General features: G+C 63.9%; 17 protein-coding genes. 7 read left to right on the plus strand and 10 right to left on the minus strand.

Annotation, left to right across the window (positions count from 1 at the left end; genetic code table 11):
* The first annotated feature begins 25 nt into the window (after positions 1–25).
* From IM701_RS03470 to IM701_RS03485, 4 genes are read left to right on the plus strand one after another with little or no spacing between them, the layout of a single operon-like run.
* Entirely contained in the window at positions 26–1,090 is a 1,065-nt protein-coding gene (locus IM701_RS03470) for an A/G-specific adenine glycosylase (RefSeq protein ID WP_193827795.1), read from the plus strand.
* Positions 1,091–1,093: 3 nt separating this feature from the next.
* Positions 1,094–2,389 carry a serine hydrolase gene (locus IM701_RS03475; protein ID WP_193827796.1) on the plus strand — a complete coding sequence of 432 codons (1,296 nt, stop codon included), beginning with the start codon at positions 1,094–1,096 and terminating at the stop codon, positions 2,387–2,389.
* The gene (gene nudC / locus IM701_RS03480; protein WP_174544594.1) at positions 2,389–3,270 is read left to right on the plus strand and encodes an NAD(+) diphosphatase; all 882 of its coding nucleotides are present in this window, start codon (positions 2,389–2,391) and stop codon (positions 3,268–3,270) included. The genes IM701_RS03475 and nudC overlap by 1 nt, the downstream gene beginning before the upstream one ends.
* Positions 3,267–3,959: a DsbA family oxidoreductase gene (locus tag IM701_RS03485; RefSeq protein ID WP_193827797.1), complete on the plus strand. Its 693-nt coding sequence runs from the start codon at positions 3,267–3,269 to the stop codon at positions 3,957–3,959. Before nudC ends, IM701_RS03485 begins: the two co-directional genes overlap by 4 nt.
* On the opposite strand, the gene IM701_RS03490 is transcribed toward IM701_RS03485, so the two are convergent.
* Both IM701_RS03490 and mgtE read right to left on the minus strand, forming a co-directional pair.
* Positions 3,956–4,363, minus strand: coding sequence for a DUF1489 domain-containing protein (locus IM701_RS03490; protein ID WP_039332725.1), 408 nt, complete (start codon positions 4,361–4,363; stop codon positions 3,956–3,958). The two genes, IM701_RS03485 and IM701_RS03490, sit on opposite strands and share 4 nt — an antisense overlap.
* Positions 4,364–4,378: 15 nt before the next feature.
* Positions 4,379–5,824 (minus strand): magnesium transporter, encoded by a 1,446-nt coding sequence (mgtE, locus tag IM701_RS03495; protein WP_193827798.1) that lies wholly within the window; start codon positions 5,822–5,824, stop codon positions 4,379–4,381.
* Between the two features lie 110 nt (positions 5,825–5,934).
* On the opposite strand from mgtE, the gene IM701_RS03500 reads away from it, so the two are divergent.
* The gene (locus IM701_RS03500; RefSeq protein WP_039332729.1) at positions 5,935–6,390 is read left to right on the plus strand and encodes a peptidylprolyl isomerase; all 456 of its coding nucleotides are present in this window, start codon (positions 5,935–5,937) and stop codon (positions 6,388–6,390) included.
* A gap of 168 nt (positions 6,391–6,558) precedes the next feature.
* Here the strand turns inward: IM701_RS03500 and gltX are convergent, their stop codons facing one another.
* From gltX to IM701_RS03520, 4 genes are all read right to left on the minus strand, one after another.
* On the minus strand, positions 6,559–7,887 hold the full coding sequence (gene gltX / locus IM701_RS03505) for a glutamate--tRNA ligase (RefSeq protein ID WP_193827799.1): 1,329 nt from the start codon (positions 7,885–7,887) through the stop codon (positions 6,559–6,561).
* Positions 7,888–7,934: 47 nt separating this feature from the next.
* On the minus strand, positions 7,935–8,363 hold the full coding sequence (locus IM701_RS03510; protein WP_193827800.1) for a hypothetical protein: 429 nt from the start codon (positions 8,361–8,363) through the stop codon (positions 7,935–7,937).
* Between the two features lie 72 nt (positions 8,364–8,435).
* Positions 8,436–8,633, minus strand: coding sequence for a hypothetical protein (locus IM701_RS03515; protein ID WP_039332734.1), 198 nt, complete (start codon positions 8,631–8,633; stop codon positions 8,436–8,438).
* Positions 8,634–8,686: 53 nt separating this feature from the next.
* Positions 8,687–10,357: an NAD+ synthase gene (locus IM701_RS03520; protein WP_193827801.1), complete on the minus strand. Its 1,671-nt coding sequence runs from the start codon at positions 10,355–10,357 to the stop codon at positions 8,687–8,689.
* 118 nt (positions 10,358–10,475) lie between these two features.
* Between IM701_RS03520 and IM701_RS03525 the strand changes: the two genes are divergently transcribed.
* Complete coding sequence (locus tag IM701_RS03525) at positions 10,476–11,411, plus strand: ribose-phosphate pyrophosphokinase (protein WP_039332738.1); 936 nt, start codon at positions 10,476–10,478, stop codon at positions 11,409–11,411.
* A 12-nt stretch (positions 11,412–11,423) separates the two neighbouring features.
* On the opposite strand, the gene IM701_RS03530 is transcribed toward IM701_RS03525, so the two are convergent.
* Positions 11,424–11,762 (minus strand): hypothetical protein, encoded by a 339-nt coding sequence (locus tag IM701_RS03530; RefSeq protein ID WP_193827802.1) that lies wholly within the window; start codon positions 11,760–11,762, stop codon positions 11,424–11,426.
* Between the two features lie 40 nt (positions 11,763–11,802).
* Positions 11,803–12,744: a helix-turn-helix domain-containing protein gene (locus tag IM701_RS03535; protein ID WP_193827803.1), complete on the minus strand. Its 942-nt coding sequence runs from the start codon at positions 12,742–12,744 to the stop codon at positions 11,803–11,805.
* Between the two features lie 166 nt (positions 12,745–12,910).
* Between IM701_RS03535 and IM701_RS03540 the strand changes: the two genes are divergently transcribed.
* On the plus strand, positions 12,911–13,690 hold the full coding sequence (locus IM701_RS03540; protein ID WP_193827804.1) for an inositol monophosphatase family protein: 780 nt from the start codon (positions 12,911–12,913) through the stop codon (positions 13,688–13,690).
* Positions 13,691–13,924: 234 nt separating this feature from the next.
* Here IM701_RS03540 and IM701_RS03545 read toward each other — a convergent pair whose 3' ends face one another.
* Entirely contained in the window at positions 13,925–14,326 is a 402-nt protein-coding gene (locus IM701_RS03545; RefSeq protein ID WP_193827805.1) for a hypothetical protein, read from the minus strand.
* Positions 14,323–15,204, minus strand: a complete 882-nt coding sequence (locus IM701_RS03550; RefSeq protein WP_052242137.1) for a LysR substrate-binding domain-containing protein — start codon at positions 15,202–15,204, stop codon at positions 14,323–14,325. Before IM701_RS03550 ends, IM701_RS03545 begins: the two co-directional genes overlap by 4 nt.

Genomic DNA, 15,204 nt, shown 5'->3' on the forward strand with positions numbered 1-15,204 from the left:
CTTCGCGCCATGCCATAGGTGCGCGATGCAAGCCAGAGAGGAAGCCGCAAAGTCATTCGATCCGGAGGCAATCGCCCCGCTTCTGCTGGCGTGGTACGATGCCAACGCCCGTCGCCTGCCATGGCGACGGTTGCCGGGCGAGGAGCGGCAGGACCCCTACAGGGTCTGGCTGTCCGAAGTGATGTTGCAGCAGACGACCGTGGCGGCGGTGGGGCCATACTATTCCAGATTCACCGAGGTCTGGCCGACGGTGGCGGATCTCGCGGCAGCCGACGACGGCGACGTGATGGCCGCTTGGGCGGGGCTCGGTTATTATGCCCGCGCCCGCAATCTGCTGGCCTGCGCACGGGCCGTGGCGGCGCGCGGCGGGAACTTTCCCGATACCGAGGCGGGCTTGCGCGAATTGCCGGGACTGGGGGAATACACTGCTGCTGCCGTTGCCGCGATCGCGTTCGGGCGCCGCGCAGTGGTGGTCGATGCCAACGTCGAGCGGGTCGTGGCGCGGCTGTTCGCGATCGACGAACCCCTCCCTGCGGGTAAGGCGGCAATCCGTTTTGCGGCGGGGCAGGTGACACCGGAGGAGCGCGCCGGGGACTTTGCGCAAGGGATGATGGATCTGGGCGCGACGATCTGCACGGCAAGGTCTCCGCGCTGCATGCTGTGTCCATTGCGCGAGGGATGCCGTGGTTACGCGCAAGGTTCGCCCGAGCGGCTGCCGGTGAAGGCGGCGAAGAAGGCCAAGCCGGTTCGGACCGGCCGGGTCTATTGGGTGGAGCGCGATGGCAAGGTCCTGCTGGTGCGCCGGCCCGGGCGCGGAATGCTGGGCGGGATGCGCGCTTTGCCCGACGATGGGTGGTCGGCCAAGGGTGATGGCGCAGATGCGCTGGCGGGAGATTGGCGCGCTGGCGGAATAGTGCGCCACGGCTTCACGCATTTCGATCTCGAATTGCAATTGATGCTTTCGGTTCAGCCACAAGCGGTTAGTCTTCCGCAAGGAGAATGGTGGCCGGTCGAGACAATCGAGGCTGCCGGATTGCCGACCGTGTTCGCCAAGGCGGCGCGGCTGGTGGTCGCTGGAAGGACAGACTGAGCAATGCAGCAGATTTCGGTTTCGCGGCGCGGGTTCATCGGGTCGCTCGGGTTGGTCGCCGGAAGCATGGCCTTGCCGCGCATGGCGTGGGCAAGCGCTGCGGCGGAAGCGCGCTTTCCGACGGTTGCGGGAATGCTCGATGGCTATGTCTCGTCGGGCAAGCTGCCCGGCATGATCGCGGCGCTGGGCTGGGGGGCAAGAGAGGCGCCGATGGACATCGCCCGCGGCACTTTAGCCAAGGGGATGGCGCCAGCTATCGAGATGGACAGCCTGTTCCGCATCTATTCGATGACCAAGCCGATTACCGGAATGGCGGCGATGATGCTGGTGGATGAAGGCAAGCTCCGGCTCGACCAACCGATTGCCGATCTGCTGCCTGCCTTCGGCAAGATGCAGGTTCAGGTCACGCCTGACGGTTCGATGACCGATCTGTGCCCGGCAAGGTCACAGATCACGGTTCGGCACCTGCTGACGCACACCGCAGGTCTTGGCTATTCGATCATCCAGAAGGGCCCGATCAAGGACGCATACATCAACGCGGGGCTTGTGCCGGGGCAGGCCAGCCGCATGCGGCTTCCGGGCATGGATGCGCCCAAGCCACTGGGCAGCCTTGCCGAGTTCGCCGATGTCCTGGCAACGATGCCGCTGGTCTACGAGCCGGGTACGGTGTGGAGCTATTCGGTTGCGCTCGACCTCATGGGGCGGGTGATCGAAGTGGCATCGGGCAAGCCGTTCGACGTGTTTCTGGCCGAGCGGCTGTTCGCCCCCTGCGGCATGACCTCGACCTGGTTCCGTGTGCCCGAGAGCGAAGTGGGGCGGCTGACCACGAACTACGCCGCGGTGGGGGGTGCCTTGCTGCCGATCGATCCGGCCAAGGCGTCGATCTATCTCGATCAGCCGCCCTATCCGTTCGGCGGGGCAGGGCTGGTTTCAAGCCCTCGCGACTATGACCGATTCCTGCGGATGCTGCTGGGCTTCGGGCGGATCGATGGCAGGCAGGTGATGAGCGAGGCTGCCGTGCGCCTCGGCACCAGCAATCTCCTGCCGGCAGGCACAGACCTGTCGCAGGCCTTTATCAAGGGCAACGGCTTTGGCGCCGGCGGTTCGGTGGGGCTGAGCGAGGATGCCGGGACCTATGGCTGGGCCGGGGCGGCAGGCACTGTGGGCTTCGTCAATTACCGGGTCGGGCTGCGGGCGGGAGTCTATACTCAATACATGCCGTCAGATGCCTATCCGGTGCACAGGGAATTCGCGAAGGCCGTGCTGGCCGACGTAACGGGGAAGAAGGCCGCAGCCTGATGGACACGACGATTGCATTTGCTGGCGGCGGACTCGACCGCGCCGATCACATTCGTGGCGATGCGGACAAGTTGGGCAGCCTGATGAATTGGCGCGCGCGGCTGCTGCGGCTGGAAGGGATCGATCCGGTGATCGCGCCCGACGGCGGGCTGGATTGGGGCACGCTGGCCGATGCCGATCCAGAGGCGGAACTGGTGTTCCTTGGTCTGAGCGAAGATGGACGCGGCTGTTTTGCACAGGTGACGCCGGCGATCGTCGGAAGCGTTGCGCCGCCCAATCCACGGTTGTGGGCGGCGATGGGATCACTCTCGACGGGCGACCTTTCGATCTATGGCGGAGCGCGCAGCCTGGTCGACTGGCATGCGCGGCACCGCTTCTGCGCTCGCTGCGGATCGGCGACGAGGCTGGCCAAGGGCGGCTGGCAACGTACCTGCAGCAACGAGGCATGCAAGAGCGAACACTTTCCGCGTGTCGATCCGGTGACAATCATGACGGTCGAGTGCGAGGGCGAACTGCTGCTCGGCCGTCAGCCACGCTTTCCGCCCCGGCGCTATTCGGCGCTGGCGGGTTTCGTCGAGCCGGGGGAGGGCCTTGAGGACGCGGTTCGCCGCGAGGTGCAGGAAGAGGCAGGGGTGAAGGTAGATGAGGTGCGCTATGTGGCGAGCCAGCCCTGGCCATTCCCTTCGTCGTTGATGATTGCTTGCCACGCCTTCACCACGCAGCGGGAAATCACCATCGACGCGACCGAACTCGATGACGCGCGGTGGTTCACCCGCGAGGAAGTCCGTTATGCGATGAGTGGTGCCGAGGACGGCGCTTTCATTGCGCCGCCGCCGTTCGCCGTGGCGCATCACCTGCTCAAGTGGTGGTTGTCGCAATGAGCGCGCCTGCAAATGTCACGCTCGACATCTGGTCGGACGTGATGTGCCCGTGGTGCGTGATCGGGCTGAAGCAGCTCGACAAGGCGCTGGCCAGCATGGACGGCGAAGTGGATGCGACCGTGCGCTTCCATCCGTTCGAGCTCAACCCCGACATGCCCGAGGAAGGCGAGGAGCAAGCCGCGCATATCCAGCGCAAGTATGGCCGCACGGCAGAGCAGTCGGCAGGCGTGCGCGAAACCATGCGGCAGGCCGCCGAGCGCACGGGCTATTCGTTCGATTACACCGGCGAAGGTGATGCTCCACCCGCGATGATGTGGAACACGCGGATGGCGCACCGGCTACTGACTTGGGCCCTGCGTGCTTTCGGGCCGGAGCGTCAGCAGGCGCTCAAACGCGCGCTGTTCGACGCGCACTTTCAGGCGCGGCGCAACGTGTCTGACCCGGAAGTGCTGGCCGAGGTTGCAGAGAGCGTCGGCCTGCCACGGCTTAACGCGCTGCAGGCGATGATCGACCCGCAGATCGATGCGATCGTCACCGCCGAGGAGCGGCAGGCTTGGGACTGGAACGTCACAGGCGTGCCGGCGGTGGTAATCAACGGCAAATTGATTGTGCCCGGCGCGCAGGAGCCTGAAGTCTACAGCGACCTGATCCGCAAGGTCCTGGCTCGCGAAGCGGCCGGGAAAGCCTAGACCAATCCAAGCTTGGCGAGTTCCGAAGCAATCTGGGCGGGCAGGACTTCGCCCGCTTCTCCGTCACCCAGATCGGCCGGGGCATCTGCTTCTTCGAGATAGCGCCAGCCCTGATGCGCGCGGCGGGGCTTGGGGTGGACATCGATCAGGCGGGTGCTGACGACAATGTTGGTGCGGCCGCCTTCGGCTTCCTCGAAACCGACGATCTCCGATCGCGCGACAAGCTGATGCTTGTGGATCCAGTAAAGCGAGCCGCCGATCATTTCCTCGGCGCGCTTCGGGCGGTTGCGCGTGGTGAGATAGGCAACTTTCGCGCCACCGCGACGGCCGGTGTCCGAGAACCATTCGTGGATCTCGGCCAGTGATTGGGCGCCGTAGGCCACCTTGGTCATGTGCAGGGGCATGAAACTTCTTCCGGATCAGGCAAGGCCGCTCAGCACGGCGAGGCCGAGGAACGAGAAGAAGCCCATGACATCGGTCGCCATGGTCACGAATACGGCCGAAGAGACAGCCGGATCCACCTTGAGCCGATCAAGCGTGACCGGAACAAGAATACCGGCAAGGCCGGCCACAAGGTTGTTGATGACCATGGCCAAGCCGATGACGGCACCGAGCAGCGGGTTGGCAAACAGGAGACCCGTGCCCAGCCCGATCAGGATACCCAGCGCCGCGCCGTTGGTGGCCGCGATTCGCAACTCGCGCAGGATCATGCGTATCGTGTTCGAACTGGTCAGCTGATTGGTGGCAATTGCGCGCACGACCACGGCCAGTGTCTGCGTTCCGGCATTGCCGCCCATTCCCGACACGATCGGCATCAGCACTGCGAGCAAGGCAAAGCGGGCGATGGCGCCCTGGAACATGCCGACGACCGAGGCGGCAACCAGCGCCGTGCCAAGGTTGACCACCAGCCAGGTCAGCCGGGTGCGAACGGTGAGCAGGATCGGCTCGTTGATGTCGCCATCGCCGGCACCGGACAGGCGCAGGATGTCCTCGCTCGCCTCTTCCTGAATGATGTGGACGATATCGTCGACGGTGATCTGGCCGACGAGGCGGCCGCTTTCGTCCACCACCGCGGCTGAAATCAGCGCGTACTTCTGGAAGCGCAGCGCGACTTCTTCCTGATCCATCGAGACCGGGATCAGCGTCTGGTCGCGCTTCATCACGTCGGCCAGCGGAACGCTCCGCGGCGCGCGCAGGATCCATGAAAGGCTGCAGGTGCCGACCGGGTGGTGCTTGTGGTCGACGATGAACACTTCCCAGAATTCGGTGGGCAGTTCGTCGTCGCGGCGCAGATAGTCGATCAGGTCACCGACGGTCATCGCCTCGGGCACCGCGATAAGATCGCGGCTCATCAGGCGGCCGGCGGTTTCTTCCGGATAGGACAGTGCGGATTCGATCGCGGCGCGATCTTCCGGTTCCATCTCGGCAAGGACGGCCTGCTGGTCTTCCTCGTCGAGGTCCTCGATCAGGGCGACGGCGTCGTCCGTCTCCATCTGCTCGGCTAGGTCGGCGACTTCCTCGGGCTCGAGCTCTTCGACCAGCAGTTCGCGGACGTGATCGTTGAGCTCGGCAAGAACCTCGCCGCCCATGAGGTCGTTGATCGCCCGGGCCAGCTTGACGCGGTCATCCTGGTCGATCAGCTCGAAAAGGTCGGCGATGTCGGCCGGGTGGAGCGGTTCGACAAGATTGTAGACGGTCTCGTCGTCACCGGCTTCGAGTGCCTCGGCGACGCGGCGGACGAAGCTGGGACGAAGGGTATTGTCCTCCTCGTCAAGGCTTTCGGAATTGCGCGAGGGTTCGGCCGGCGCGGGCGCATCGTCCACGTCGGGGAGCAGGCTGTCGATGATGTCGTCGTCGCGCTCCATAGGGGCGGGTTACCGGCTGATGCGGCAATTGCAACCAGTCGGCAGACCTATGCGTGACTTTATTTTCGGAAGCCTTATATCGGCGCGCAAACAAGCAAGGATTGCGACTAATGGCTGACGAAAAACTGGTCCTCACGCTCGATTCCGGCGATGTCGTGATCAAGCTGCGTCCCGATCTGGCCCCCGGCCACGTCGAGCGCATCAAGGAACTGGCGAACGAGGGCTTCTACAACGGCGTGAAGTTCCACCGCGTGATTCCGGGCTTCATGGCGCAGGGCGGCTGCCCGCAGGGCACCGGCATGGGCGGTTCGAGCAAGCCAGACCTCAAGGCCGAATTCAACGATGAACCTCACGTCCGCGGCGTGTGCTCGATGGCTCGCACGAGCTATCCGCATTCGGCCAACAGCCAGTTCTTCATCTGCTTTGACGATGCACGCTTTCTCGACAAGCAGTACACCGTGTGGGGCCAGGTCGAGAGCGGCATGGACCTGATCGACGCGCTGCCCAAGGGTGAGCCGCCGGCGAACCCCGGCGTGATCAAGGAAGCGAAGGTCGTCGCTGCCTGATTGGACTGCTGGTCAAGAAAAGAGGGGCGGGGCCTGACGGCTGCCGCCCCTTTTTCATTGGCGCCGAGCTTGTCAATGATTGACTTGAGCCCGCTCATGCTGAGCTTGTCGAAGCATCCGGCGCAATGCCAGCGTCCTTCGACAGGCTCAGGACGAGCGGGTTGGAAATTAAAACTTCAGCCGCCGCACTGCCTCGTCCTGCGCGATCAGCGGCAGGAGGGCGGCCATTTCGGGTCCGTGGTCATGGCCCGTCAGCGCTTGACGCAGCGGCAGGAACAGGGACTTGCCCTTGCGGCCGGTGCTGTCCTTGAGGGCGCTGGTCAATGCGCGCCACGGCTCGGCAGACCAGTCGAGTGTGATGGCAACCTTGGCGGCTTGCGCCAGGTAGGCGCGGGTTTCCTCGTCGAACGCAGGCACGGTCACCGGTCCGGTTACGACCTGCCACCAGTCCTTCGCCTCGTCGATATGGGCGAGATTGGGGCGGATGGCATCCCAAGCAGTTTGGCCCATGCCTTCGGGCAGAAGATGGGCAACGCGGGCGTATGGCAGGCGGTGAACGATCTGGGCGTTCACGCGGTGGAGGTCGGCTTCGTCGAAGCGGGCCGGTGCGCGGCCGAAGCGGGACAGGTCGAAGTTCTCAGCCAGTGCAGCAGCATCGAGTGACGGATCGACCGGATCGGACGTGCCAAGGCGGGCGAGCAAGGCGACAATTGCCTCCGGTTCGATGCCCTGTTCGCGGAAATCGGCCATCCCCAATGCGCCGAGGCGCTTGGACAGCTTGCCCTCGCTTCCGGTCAGCAGCGCTTCATGGGCAAACCGGGGAGGCCCGGCACCAAGAGCGGTAAACATCTGAAGCTGCGTGGCGGTGTTCGAGACGTGATCTTCGCCGCGCAGCACATCGGTAATGCCCATGGCAATGTCGTCGATTGCCGAGGGGAGCATGTAGAGCCAGGAGCCGTCAGCGCGGCGGATCACTGGGTCGGACATCTGGCGCGGATCAAAGTTCTGGGGGCCGCGAATACCGTCTTCCCAGGTAATCGGCTGTTCGTGATCGAGCAGGAAGCGCCAGTGAGGGGTTTCGCCCGCAGCGGCTTTCGCAGCGTGGTCCGCCTCGGTCAGCTTGAGCGCGGCGCGATCGTAAATCGGTGGCAGGCCGCGGCCGAGCAGAATCTTGCGCTTGAGGTCCAGTTCCTGTGCAGTCTCGTAGCAACGGTAGATGCGGCCCGCGTCGACCAGACGCTGGAACTCGCGCTCGTAGAGCTCGGTGCGCAGCGACTGGCGCTCCTCGCCGTCATAGGTCAGGCCGAGCCAGGCAAGGTCGGCACGGATGGAATCGACATGCTCCTCGCGGCTGCGCTCGGCATCGGTATCGTCGATGCGCAGCAGGAATCGGCCGCCGGTCTTCTTCGCCAGAAGCCAGTTGTGGAGCGCAGTGCGGACGTTGCCGACATGAAGCTTGCCGGTGGGCGAAGGAGCGAAGCGGGTTACCGTGGTCATGCGCGCTGCCCTAGCGCGCCGCTGCTGCAAGGGGAAGGCCGGGGACTCTAGGGTATCAGCGCCACGGCATGGATCGTCGCGTTGTAGAGCGCTTCGTGGCGGTCAGCGCGGACAAAGCCCGCGATGCTTTCCGAGAAGGCTTCCCGCTTGCCCGAGACGGCGGCGCGGGCGAGGGCTGCAAGGGTGGTCTCGTCCGGCGTCATGGCAAGACAACAGGGGCGGTTGACCAGGAACGGTTCGGGCCAGACCTGCTTGATCGTCTGCACGAGCCCGTGGACGGCGCAGGCCGCTTCGATGGAGCGGTAGCGCTGGGCAAGGTCGGGCACGGGATCGCGGCCAGAGGCTTCAAACAGTGCACACAGTCGCATCGCCATGGTCACGTGCAGGCCCTTCAGCGACAGTCCGCGCACGTCCTGTGGGCGGGCCATGCTGTCGATCAGGGCGGAGTAGCGGGTGGAGGACTGGCCTGCAGACATTGCACATCCTTTCTTGCGAACGATTCGCAAGTTAACATGAGCTTGGCTCAGGTCAATGCGAATCGTTCGCAACTATTCCCTAGTCGCCGCTACGCGGTGGGATCGCCAGCGAAGGGCCATGCCGACGATTGACAGCAGCATGCCGGCAAGCATGAAAGCAAGCATCAGTGGCTCGTCTTGGGCGGACTTGAGCGCGGGCACGCCGAGCAGAACGACGCTGACGCTCGACACCAGATAGCCGCTTCCCTTGAGGCGGGAGCTTTTGCGCATTCGTGAATATTCCCAGATAGTTGAATGACAAAACAACTACGGGATGGAGGATGTCAGGTTCCGGTTCGGAAACCGTGGGTTATCGGATAACGCCGGTCGCGCCCATAGTTGCGCGCGCCCAGCTTCACGCCAGGAGGGGCCTGGCGGCGCTTGTATTCAGCGATGTTGAGCAGCCGTTCGATGCGGCTGACGGTCGCGCGGTCATGCCCTTCGGCCACGATCTGGTCGACGCTCTTCTCGTTCTCCACCAGCCCCTGCAGGATCGCATCGAGCACGTCGTAAGGCGGGAGTGAGTCCGAATCCTTCTGGTCGGGGCGCAACTCGGCGCTTGGCGGCTTGGTGATGATCCGCTGCGGCATGACCGGGCCATCAGGACCCAGGCCAATCTTCGGGCGATGCGCGTTTCGCCATTCGGACACGGCAAAGACCGTGGTCTTGTAGGCGTCCTTCAGCGGGTTGTAGCCGCCGTTCATGTCGCCATAGATCGTGGCGTAGCCGACGCTCATTTCGCTCTTGTTGCCGGTGGTGACCAGCATCGGGCCGAACTTGTTCGACAGTGCCATCAGGGTCACGCCACGAATGCGCGACTGGATGTTCTCTTCGGTAAGGTCGGGCTGCTTGCCGGTGAACACCGGGGCGAGCATGCCGTCAAAGGCATCGACAGCCGGAGCGATCGGCACAGTGTCGAGCCGGACGCCGAGCATTTGCGCGCAACCCGCAGCGTCGTCGAGGCTCTCCTGCGAAGTGTAGCGGCTTGGCAGCATGACGCACCACACGCGATCGGGGCCAAGAGCATCGACGGCAATGGCCGCGCAGATCGCCGAATCGATCCCGCCCGACAGCCCAAGGACAACGCCGGGGAAGCGGTTCTTGTTTACATAGTCGCGCAGGGCCATGACCATGGCGCAGTAGATGTCTTCGGGATGCTCGGCGAGTTCGTGATCGACGCCGGGTTCGCAGCGCCAGCGCGAACCGGAGCCGACAGCGGTCTGGGTCCAGACGGTGGTGACGACGGATTCTTCCCAGTCCGGCATCTGCACCCACAGCGCGCCTTCGGGGCCGACGACGAAGCTCGCCCCATCGAACACGATCTCGTCCTGCCCGCCGACGCGGTTAAGGTAGGCCAGCGGGATGCCGGTATCGATCGCGCGGCGCTTGGCCACGCCGTCGATCCGCAGCACGTCCTTGTCGATCTCGTAAGGGCTGCCGTTGATGCAGATGAACATTTCGGCGCCGAGGTCGGCGAGGTGGCGACAGACGTCGGGGTGCCAGATATCCTCGCAGATCGGCAAGCCCAGCATCGCGCCCTTGAACAGCACGGGCTCCGGCAAGGGGCCGGGCATGAAATAGCGCTTTTCGTCAAACGTGCCGTAATTGGGCAATTCGTACTTGAAGCGGGTGGCTGCGATGCGACCGCCTTCGAGCAGGGCGACGCCATTGTGGAGGTCACCATCGCGGACGAAAACCGAGCCCACGAGCATGGCGGGGCCGCCATCTGCAGTGACCTTGGCCAGCTTTTCGAGTTCGGTGGCAGCTCGCTCGATCAGGGCCGGCTTCATGATCAGGTCTTCCGGCGGATAGCCGATCAGCATCAGTTCCGGATAGACGATCAGGTCCGATTCCGGGTTGCTCTCCCGCACGGCAAGCATAGCCGTGACATTGGCGGCAAGATCCCCAACCGACTGGTTGAGTTGGGCGAGGGTGATGCGAAGCGTATCGGCCATGGCCCAACTCCTAAGGGACTGTTCGCTGGGCGGCAACGCCCATGGCTGCCAAGAGTTGCAAAGCTGTCATCATGGGCTAAGGGCGCGTTGGGGATCGAATCCGAGGGAATCGCACGCAATGAAGATCATGGCCGGCAACTCCAACCTGCCGCTCGCCCGCGCCATTTCGGCCTATCTCGAAATGCCGCTGACCGACGCCAGCGTGCGCCGCTTCGCTGACGAGGAAGTTTTCGTGGAAATCCACGAGAACGTCCGTGGCGAGGACGTCTTCGTCGTCCAGTCCACCGCCTACCCGGCGAACGACAACCTGATGGAACTGCTGATCTGCATCGACGCGCTTCGCCGTGCTTCGGCAAAGCGCATCACGGCGGTTGTCCCCTACTTCGGCTATGCCCGCCAGGACCGCAAGCCCGGGCCGCGTACGCCGATCTCGGCCAAGCTCGTTGCCAACCTGATCACGCAGGCAGGCGCCGATCGCGTGCTGGCGGTGGACCTCCACGCCGGCCAGATCCAGGGCTTCTTCGACATCCCGACCGACAACCTGTTTGCGGCCCCGGTGATGGCAGCCGACATCCAGACCCGCTACGGTACGCAGGAACTGATGGTAGTGTCGCCCGACGTCGGCGGTGTGGTCCGTGCACGTTCGCTGGCCAAGCGCCTGAACAACGCGCCGCTCGCCATCGTCGACAAGCGCCGCGACCGCCCCGGCCAGTCCGAAGTCATGAACATCATCGGCGACGTCAAGGGCCGCATGTGCATCCTGATCGACGACATCATCGATTCGGGCGGCACGCTGTGCAACGCAGCGCAGGCACTGATGGACGAAGGCGCGGCGGGCGTCTCGGCCTACATTACCCACGGCGTGCTTTCGGGCGGCGCAGTGGCGCGCGTCAGCAATTCCGCGCTCAAGGAACTGGTGATCACCGACACGATCATGCCGACCGAAGCGACCGCCGCTTCCGACCGCATCCGCGTGCTGACGATTGCCCCGCTGATCGGCGAGGCCGTGCGCCGCATTGCCGACGAAAGCTCGGTTTCCAGCCTGTTCGACTGATCGTGCCGCAAGTCAGCCGTTTTTCAGGCGCTCCAGCCATGCGCGAGCCTGCTTCGGCTCGCCCACAGCGTTGGCCGGAGGCTTGCCGCGGGAAGCCATGAACTCGTCGTGGAGGGTGAACGGCTCCATGAACAAGGCCTCGCGCGCCTCAGCGATCTCGTCGGCAATCTCGGTGAGGTTGTCGATAATCGGTGCAGTGGCGGCGCGCATCATCTTGTCCGCGTTGTGATCGAACAGGCCCCACTTGCCCGCCGCGGTCACTTCAAGCGCTTGGATCAGCGCAGCGCGATAGTCCGCTTCCATTTCGGAGCGGCGTTTGTCGAGACGTTCGAGACGGTCAGCCCTGGCCATGCCTGAGCCTAGGTGGTGAAGCGGAAGCGCGCAATGCTGGTCACTCCCAAGGCTTGACCTCGCCGGGTTCCAGCCTGCGTATTTCCTCCAGCCTGCGGGCCTGCCGTGTTTCAAGGCCCAACGTCATAAGTGGCTGAGGGCGGTCGACGAACTGGCGCGGGCTCATCCCGAACAGAGCGGTGAATTCGCGTATCAGGTGGCTCTGGTCATAATAGCGCAAGGCAATTGCCTCGGCCTCTTCTTGATCTGCCACGCCGCGCAGGTGACTCGCCATGTCGAGCGCGCGGGCACGCCGCAAGACCTGCTTGGGTGGCATGCCGAAGTCGCGGTGAGCTATCCTTTCCAGCCGACGCTGCGTCACGCCCAGCTTTTCGGCAAGCCGTGCAACGCTGATCGTGGGATCGGCAAATGCGGCGGCCTCGAAGTGGGCTGAAATCGGATCCGGCTCGCGCACGGCGCGATCGGCGATCAGGCTGCGCATCTCGCATTCCATGGCCTTGACCCAGTCTTCCGGCGACGCATCGGGATCGAACAGGTCTAACCAGCGCTGCTCCGGCATCCCCAGATCGGCGAAAGGGGCCAGCCTGTCTGTCAGCGTGGCAATGTCCGGACCCCGCAGCGCATGACAGACGCCAGGTCGCAGGAAGATGCCGATGCTGACGAAGCTGCCGGTGACGCTGATCGGCATCCGACGAGAATGTGGACCGAACAGCATTGCCGCTTGCTCGGAAGTGCGCACGCCATCCGCCGTGGTGGCCTCCCACTTGCCGCGCAACTGGATGCGGATGCACGCGAAATCGCTCAACAGTCCACAGTCCAGGCGATGTTCAGGCGGGGTCCCGACGATGGTGACGTAGAGCCTTCCAATCCAGCGATCGAGGTCGGGAGCCGGGGCCCGGCTGTAGGAAATCGGCTGGCCATCGCGCGTGGCGATCGGCGAAACTATCGCGCGATCAACGCCCGGCCTGTTGCTGCGACTCATCTAGCGTGCCCCCAAGACAATTTACGCACGCAGACCTAGCGCCCCTGAAACTTTCCATGCGTGCCATTTGTCACGCCTCCCATAAAATTGCTGACATGCGTTTGTCCAATGACGAATCGTGTGGTACGGGTTGACCGTATTGGTTGAAAGCAGGCAGAGCCGGGGGATGAAGCTTGAAAACGACATCGCCCTTGCCATGCGTCTCGCCGACGTGGCGGCGGAGGCCATTCGCCCGCACTTCCGCACAGTAGCCGCCGAGCGGAAGGGCGACGCTACGCCGGTAACCTTGGCTGACCGTGCGGCTGAAGAGGCCATGCGGCGCATCCTGACAGCAGAGGTGCCGCGCGACACCATCATCGGCGAGGAATTCGGTTCGACCGCCGGTTCGTCGGGTCGGAGCTGGGTGCTTGATCCGATCGACGGAACAGCGGGTTTCCTGGCCGGCCGTCCGATCTTCGGCACATTGATCGCGCTGGTGGTCGAAGGGTTTCCGGTGCTCGGCGTGCTGGACCAGCCCATCACCGGGGAGCGCTGGGTCGGTGCCATGGGCAAGCGGACTACGCTTAACGGCAAACCGGTGCAGACGCGAATCTGTCGTGAACTGTCGGAAGCAACGCTGGCGACGACCGGGCCGCATTATTTCGACGAACACGATGGCGGGCACTTCATGGGCCTTGCTGCGAAAACCGATCACAAGCGCATGGTGATGGGTGGCGATTGCTACAACTACGCCATGCTCGCCACGGGGCAGCTCGACGTTGTCTGTGAGGCGAACCTCAAGCTTCACGACTGGGCCGCGTTGGTGCCAATTGTCGAAGGTGCCGGTGGCACGATGGCCGACTGGAATGGCGATCCCTTGCACGCAGGTTCCGACGGTCACGTCATCGCACTGGGAGATCCGGCACGGCTGGAGGACGTGGTGGAGGCGTTGGCTTGCGCGCACTGAGCTGGCCGATGATCCCGTCCGACCCTCAGCGCGAGTTGCCGGGCGAGCGCGAAAGTTCCATCAACTTGTAGCGCTCTCCTATTGAGGGCAGGACCGGCAGTAGCGGCAGTAGCGGCAGTAGCGGCAGGCAATCGGATGGCTCGATCCAATAGTCTGTCAGATGCGGCGCCTGATCGCTCCAGCGGATCGTGTAGCGCAGGGCTCCAGCTATCGAACAAGAGGCAAAGATCTTCTTCAGCGCACCAGTAGCTGTACCTCGGACAACTCGATGACCGGTATCTCCCAAGGGTGCGCAGCCATGAGCGCATCGAGTGCGGGCGCGAGGTCTGCGTCCGAATCGGCGTAAGTCGTGATGATCGCTGTTGGCGAGATGGCGCGCTCGCCCGCACTTCCCATCGTCGGCTTGGCGTCCGGCCCGGGCTGGAAGCTTTCCCATCCCGGCGATATCTCGCAAACGCCATTGTAGAGCTTGAAGTCACCCAAGGGATTGTCGGCGCGGATCACGGCCAACATGGCAGCTGCGGCGGGGTCGCGTTCGATCGCGTCGCCATTGCCATTGAGCAATGCAGTGAGTGTCAGAGTAGAAATCGGGCAGTGGATCTTCACCGCAACGGCGCGGCGGCGGCTGGCGCTCAAAGCCCTGCCTTCAGCATCCAGTCGTGGAACAGGCGCACCGGGCGCGATTGCAGTGCGCGGGGCCGACAAACGAACCAGTACGAATAGGGACTGTCGACATCGATATCGTAAAGCCGGGCGAGGCGGGAATCATGGCTGCGATGGTAATGGTCATCGTGCATGATCGCGATGCCAAGACCCTGCGCCGCTGCCTCGAGGATCAGCTGACCGGAATCGAAGTGATCGATCGCGGCCGGTTCGAGTTTTTCGAGGTGTAGCGCTTTCTTCCATGCCTCGAAGCTGGCGGGAAGGTCATTATGTACAAGGAAGGTTTGCTTGGAGAGCTTGGCAATATCGGGACGCTCGCCAAGCTCGGCGGCCAATTCGCGCGAAGTTATCGCGTGGACCCGGTTGTGATCAAGGCGCACCGAATGCAGAGAGGCGTCCGGCCCTTCCGAAAGGACGATGGCGGCATCGATGGTGTCGCCAAGCTTGGTCTCGGCGGCGTGGCCTGAATCGATATCGATGTGCAACTGCGGATGAAGCTTGCGCAGTTCGCCGAGGCGCGGAAACAGGCGCTGGCTGCCGAACAGCGGCAGGACGCCAAGCCGCAGGCGCATGACCTTGCCGGTATCGATCAGGCGATCGACGCGGTCTGCCATCTCGTCGATCAGCGGAGCAACGGCATCGTAAAGCTGCTGGCCTTCTTCAGTGAGCTTCAGCGCCTGATGCTTGCGTTCGAACAGCGGCTTGCCGATGAAATCCTCAAGCGCGCCGAGACGACGCGACAGGGCCGAAGGACTTAGCGCAAGTTCCGCGGCCGCCGTCTTGGCCGAGCCTGCGCGCACGACGCGAATGAACGCCTCGAGCGAACGCAGTGGGGGCAGGCGGCGGATCAT

The sequence above is a fragment of the Novosphingobium sp. ES2-1 genome, from assembly GCF_015169775.1.
GTDB classification, from domain to species: domain Bacteria; phylum Pseudomonadota; class Alphaproteobacteria; order Sphingomonadales; family Sphingomonadaceae; genus Novosphingobium; species Novosphingobium subterraneum.

Bases quoted from the DNA above. Each gene is read 5' to 3' on its own strand.
- IM701_RS03515 (WP_039332734.1), bottom strand. From the start codon at position 8,633: ATGCGCAAAAGCTCCCGCCTCAAGGGAAGCGGCTATCTGGTGTCGAGC.
- IM701_RS03470 (WP_193827795.1), top strand. From the start codon at position 26: ATGCAAGCCAGAGAGGAAGCCGCAAAGTCATTCGATCCGGAGGCAATC.
- IM701_RS03510 (WP_193827800.1), bottom strand. From the start codon at position 8,363: ATGTCTGCAGGCCAGTCCTCCACCCGCTACTCCGCCCTGATCGACAGC.
- gltX (WP_193827799.1), bottom strand. From the start codon at position 7,887: ATGACCACGGTAACCCGCTTCGCTCCTTCGCCCACCGGCAAGCTTCAT.
- IM701_RS03525 (WP_039332738.1), top strand. From the start codon at position 10,476: ATGAAGATCATGGCCGGCAACTCCAACCTGCCGCTCGCCCGCGCCATT.
- IM701_RS03475 (WP_193827796.1), top strand. From the start codon at position 1,094: ATGCAGCAGATTTCGGTTTCGCGGCGCGGGTTCATCGGGTCGCTCGGG.
- IM701_RS03520 (WP_193827801.1), bottom strand. From the start codon at position 10,357: ATGGCCGATACGCTTCGCATCACCCTCGCCCAACTCAACCAGTCGGTT.
- IM701_RS03490 (WP_039332725.1), bottom strand. From the start codon at position 4,363: ATGCCCCTGCACATGACCAAGGTGGCCTACGGCGCCCAATCACTGGCC.
- IM701_RS03485 (WP_193827797.1), top strand. From the start codon at position 3,267: ATGAGCGCGCCTGCAAATGTCACGCTCGACATCTGGTCGGACGTGATG.
- IM701_RS03535 (WP_193827803.1), bottom strand. From the start codon at position 12,744: ATGAGTCGCAGCAACAGGCCGGGCGTTGATCGCGCGATAGTTTCGCCG.
- IM701_RS03530 (WP_193827802.1), bottom strand. From the start codon at position 11,762: ATGGCCAGGGCTGACCGTCTCGAACGTCTCGACAAACGCCGCTCCGAA.
- mgtE (WP_193827798.1), bottom strand. From the start codon at position 5,824: ATGGAGCGCGACGACGACATCATCGACAGCCTGCTCCCCGACGTGGAC.
- IM701_RS03550 (WP_052242137.1), bottom strand. From the start codon at position 15,204: ATGATCCGCCGCCTGCCCCCACTGCGTTCGCTCGAGGCGTTCATTCGC.
- IM701_RS03500 (WP_039332729.1), top strand. From the start codon at position 5,935: ATGGCTGACGAAAAACTGGTCCTCACGCTCGATTCCGGCGATGTCGTG.
- nudC (WP_174544594.1), top strand. From the start codon at position 2,389: ATGGACACGACGATTGCATTTGCTGGCGGCGGACTCGACCGCGCCGAT.
- IM701_RS03540 (WP_193827804.1), top strand. From the start codon at position 12,911: ATGAAGCTTGAAAACGACATCGCCCTTGCCATGCGTCTCGCCGACGTG.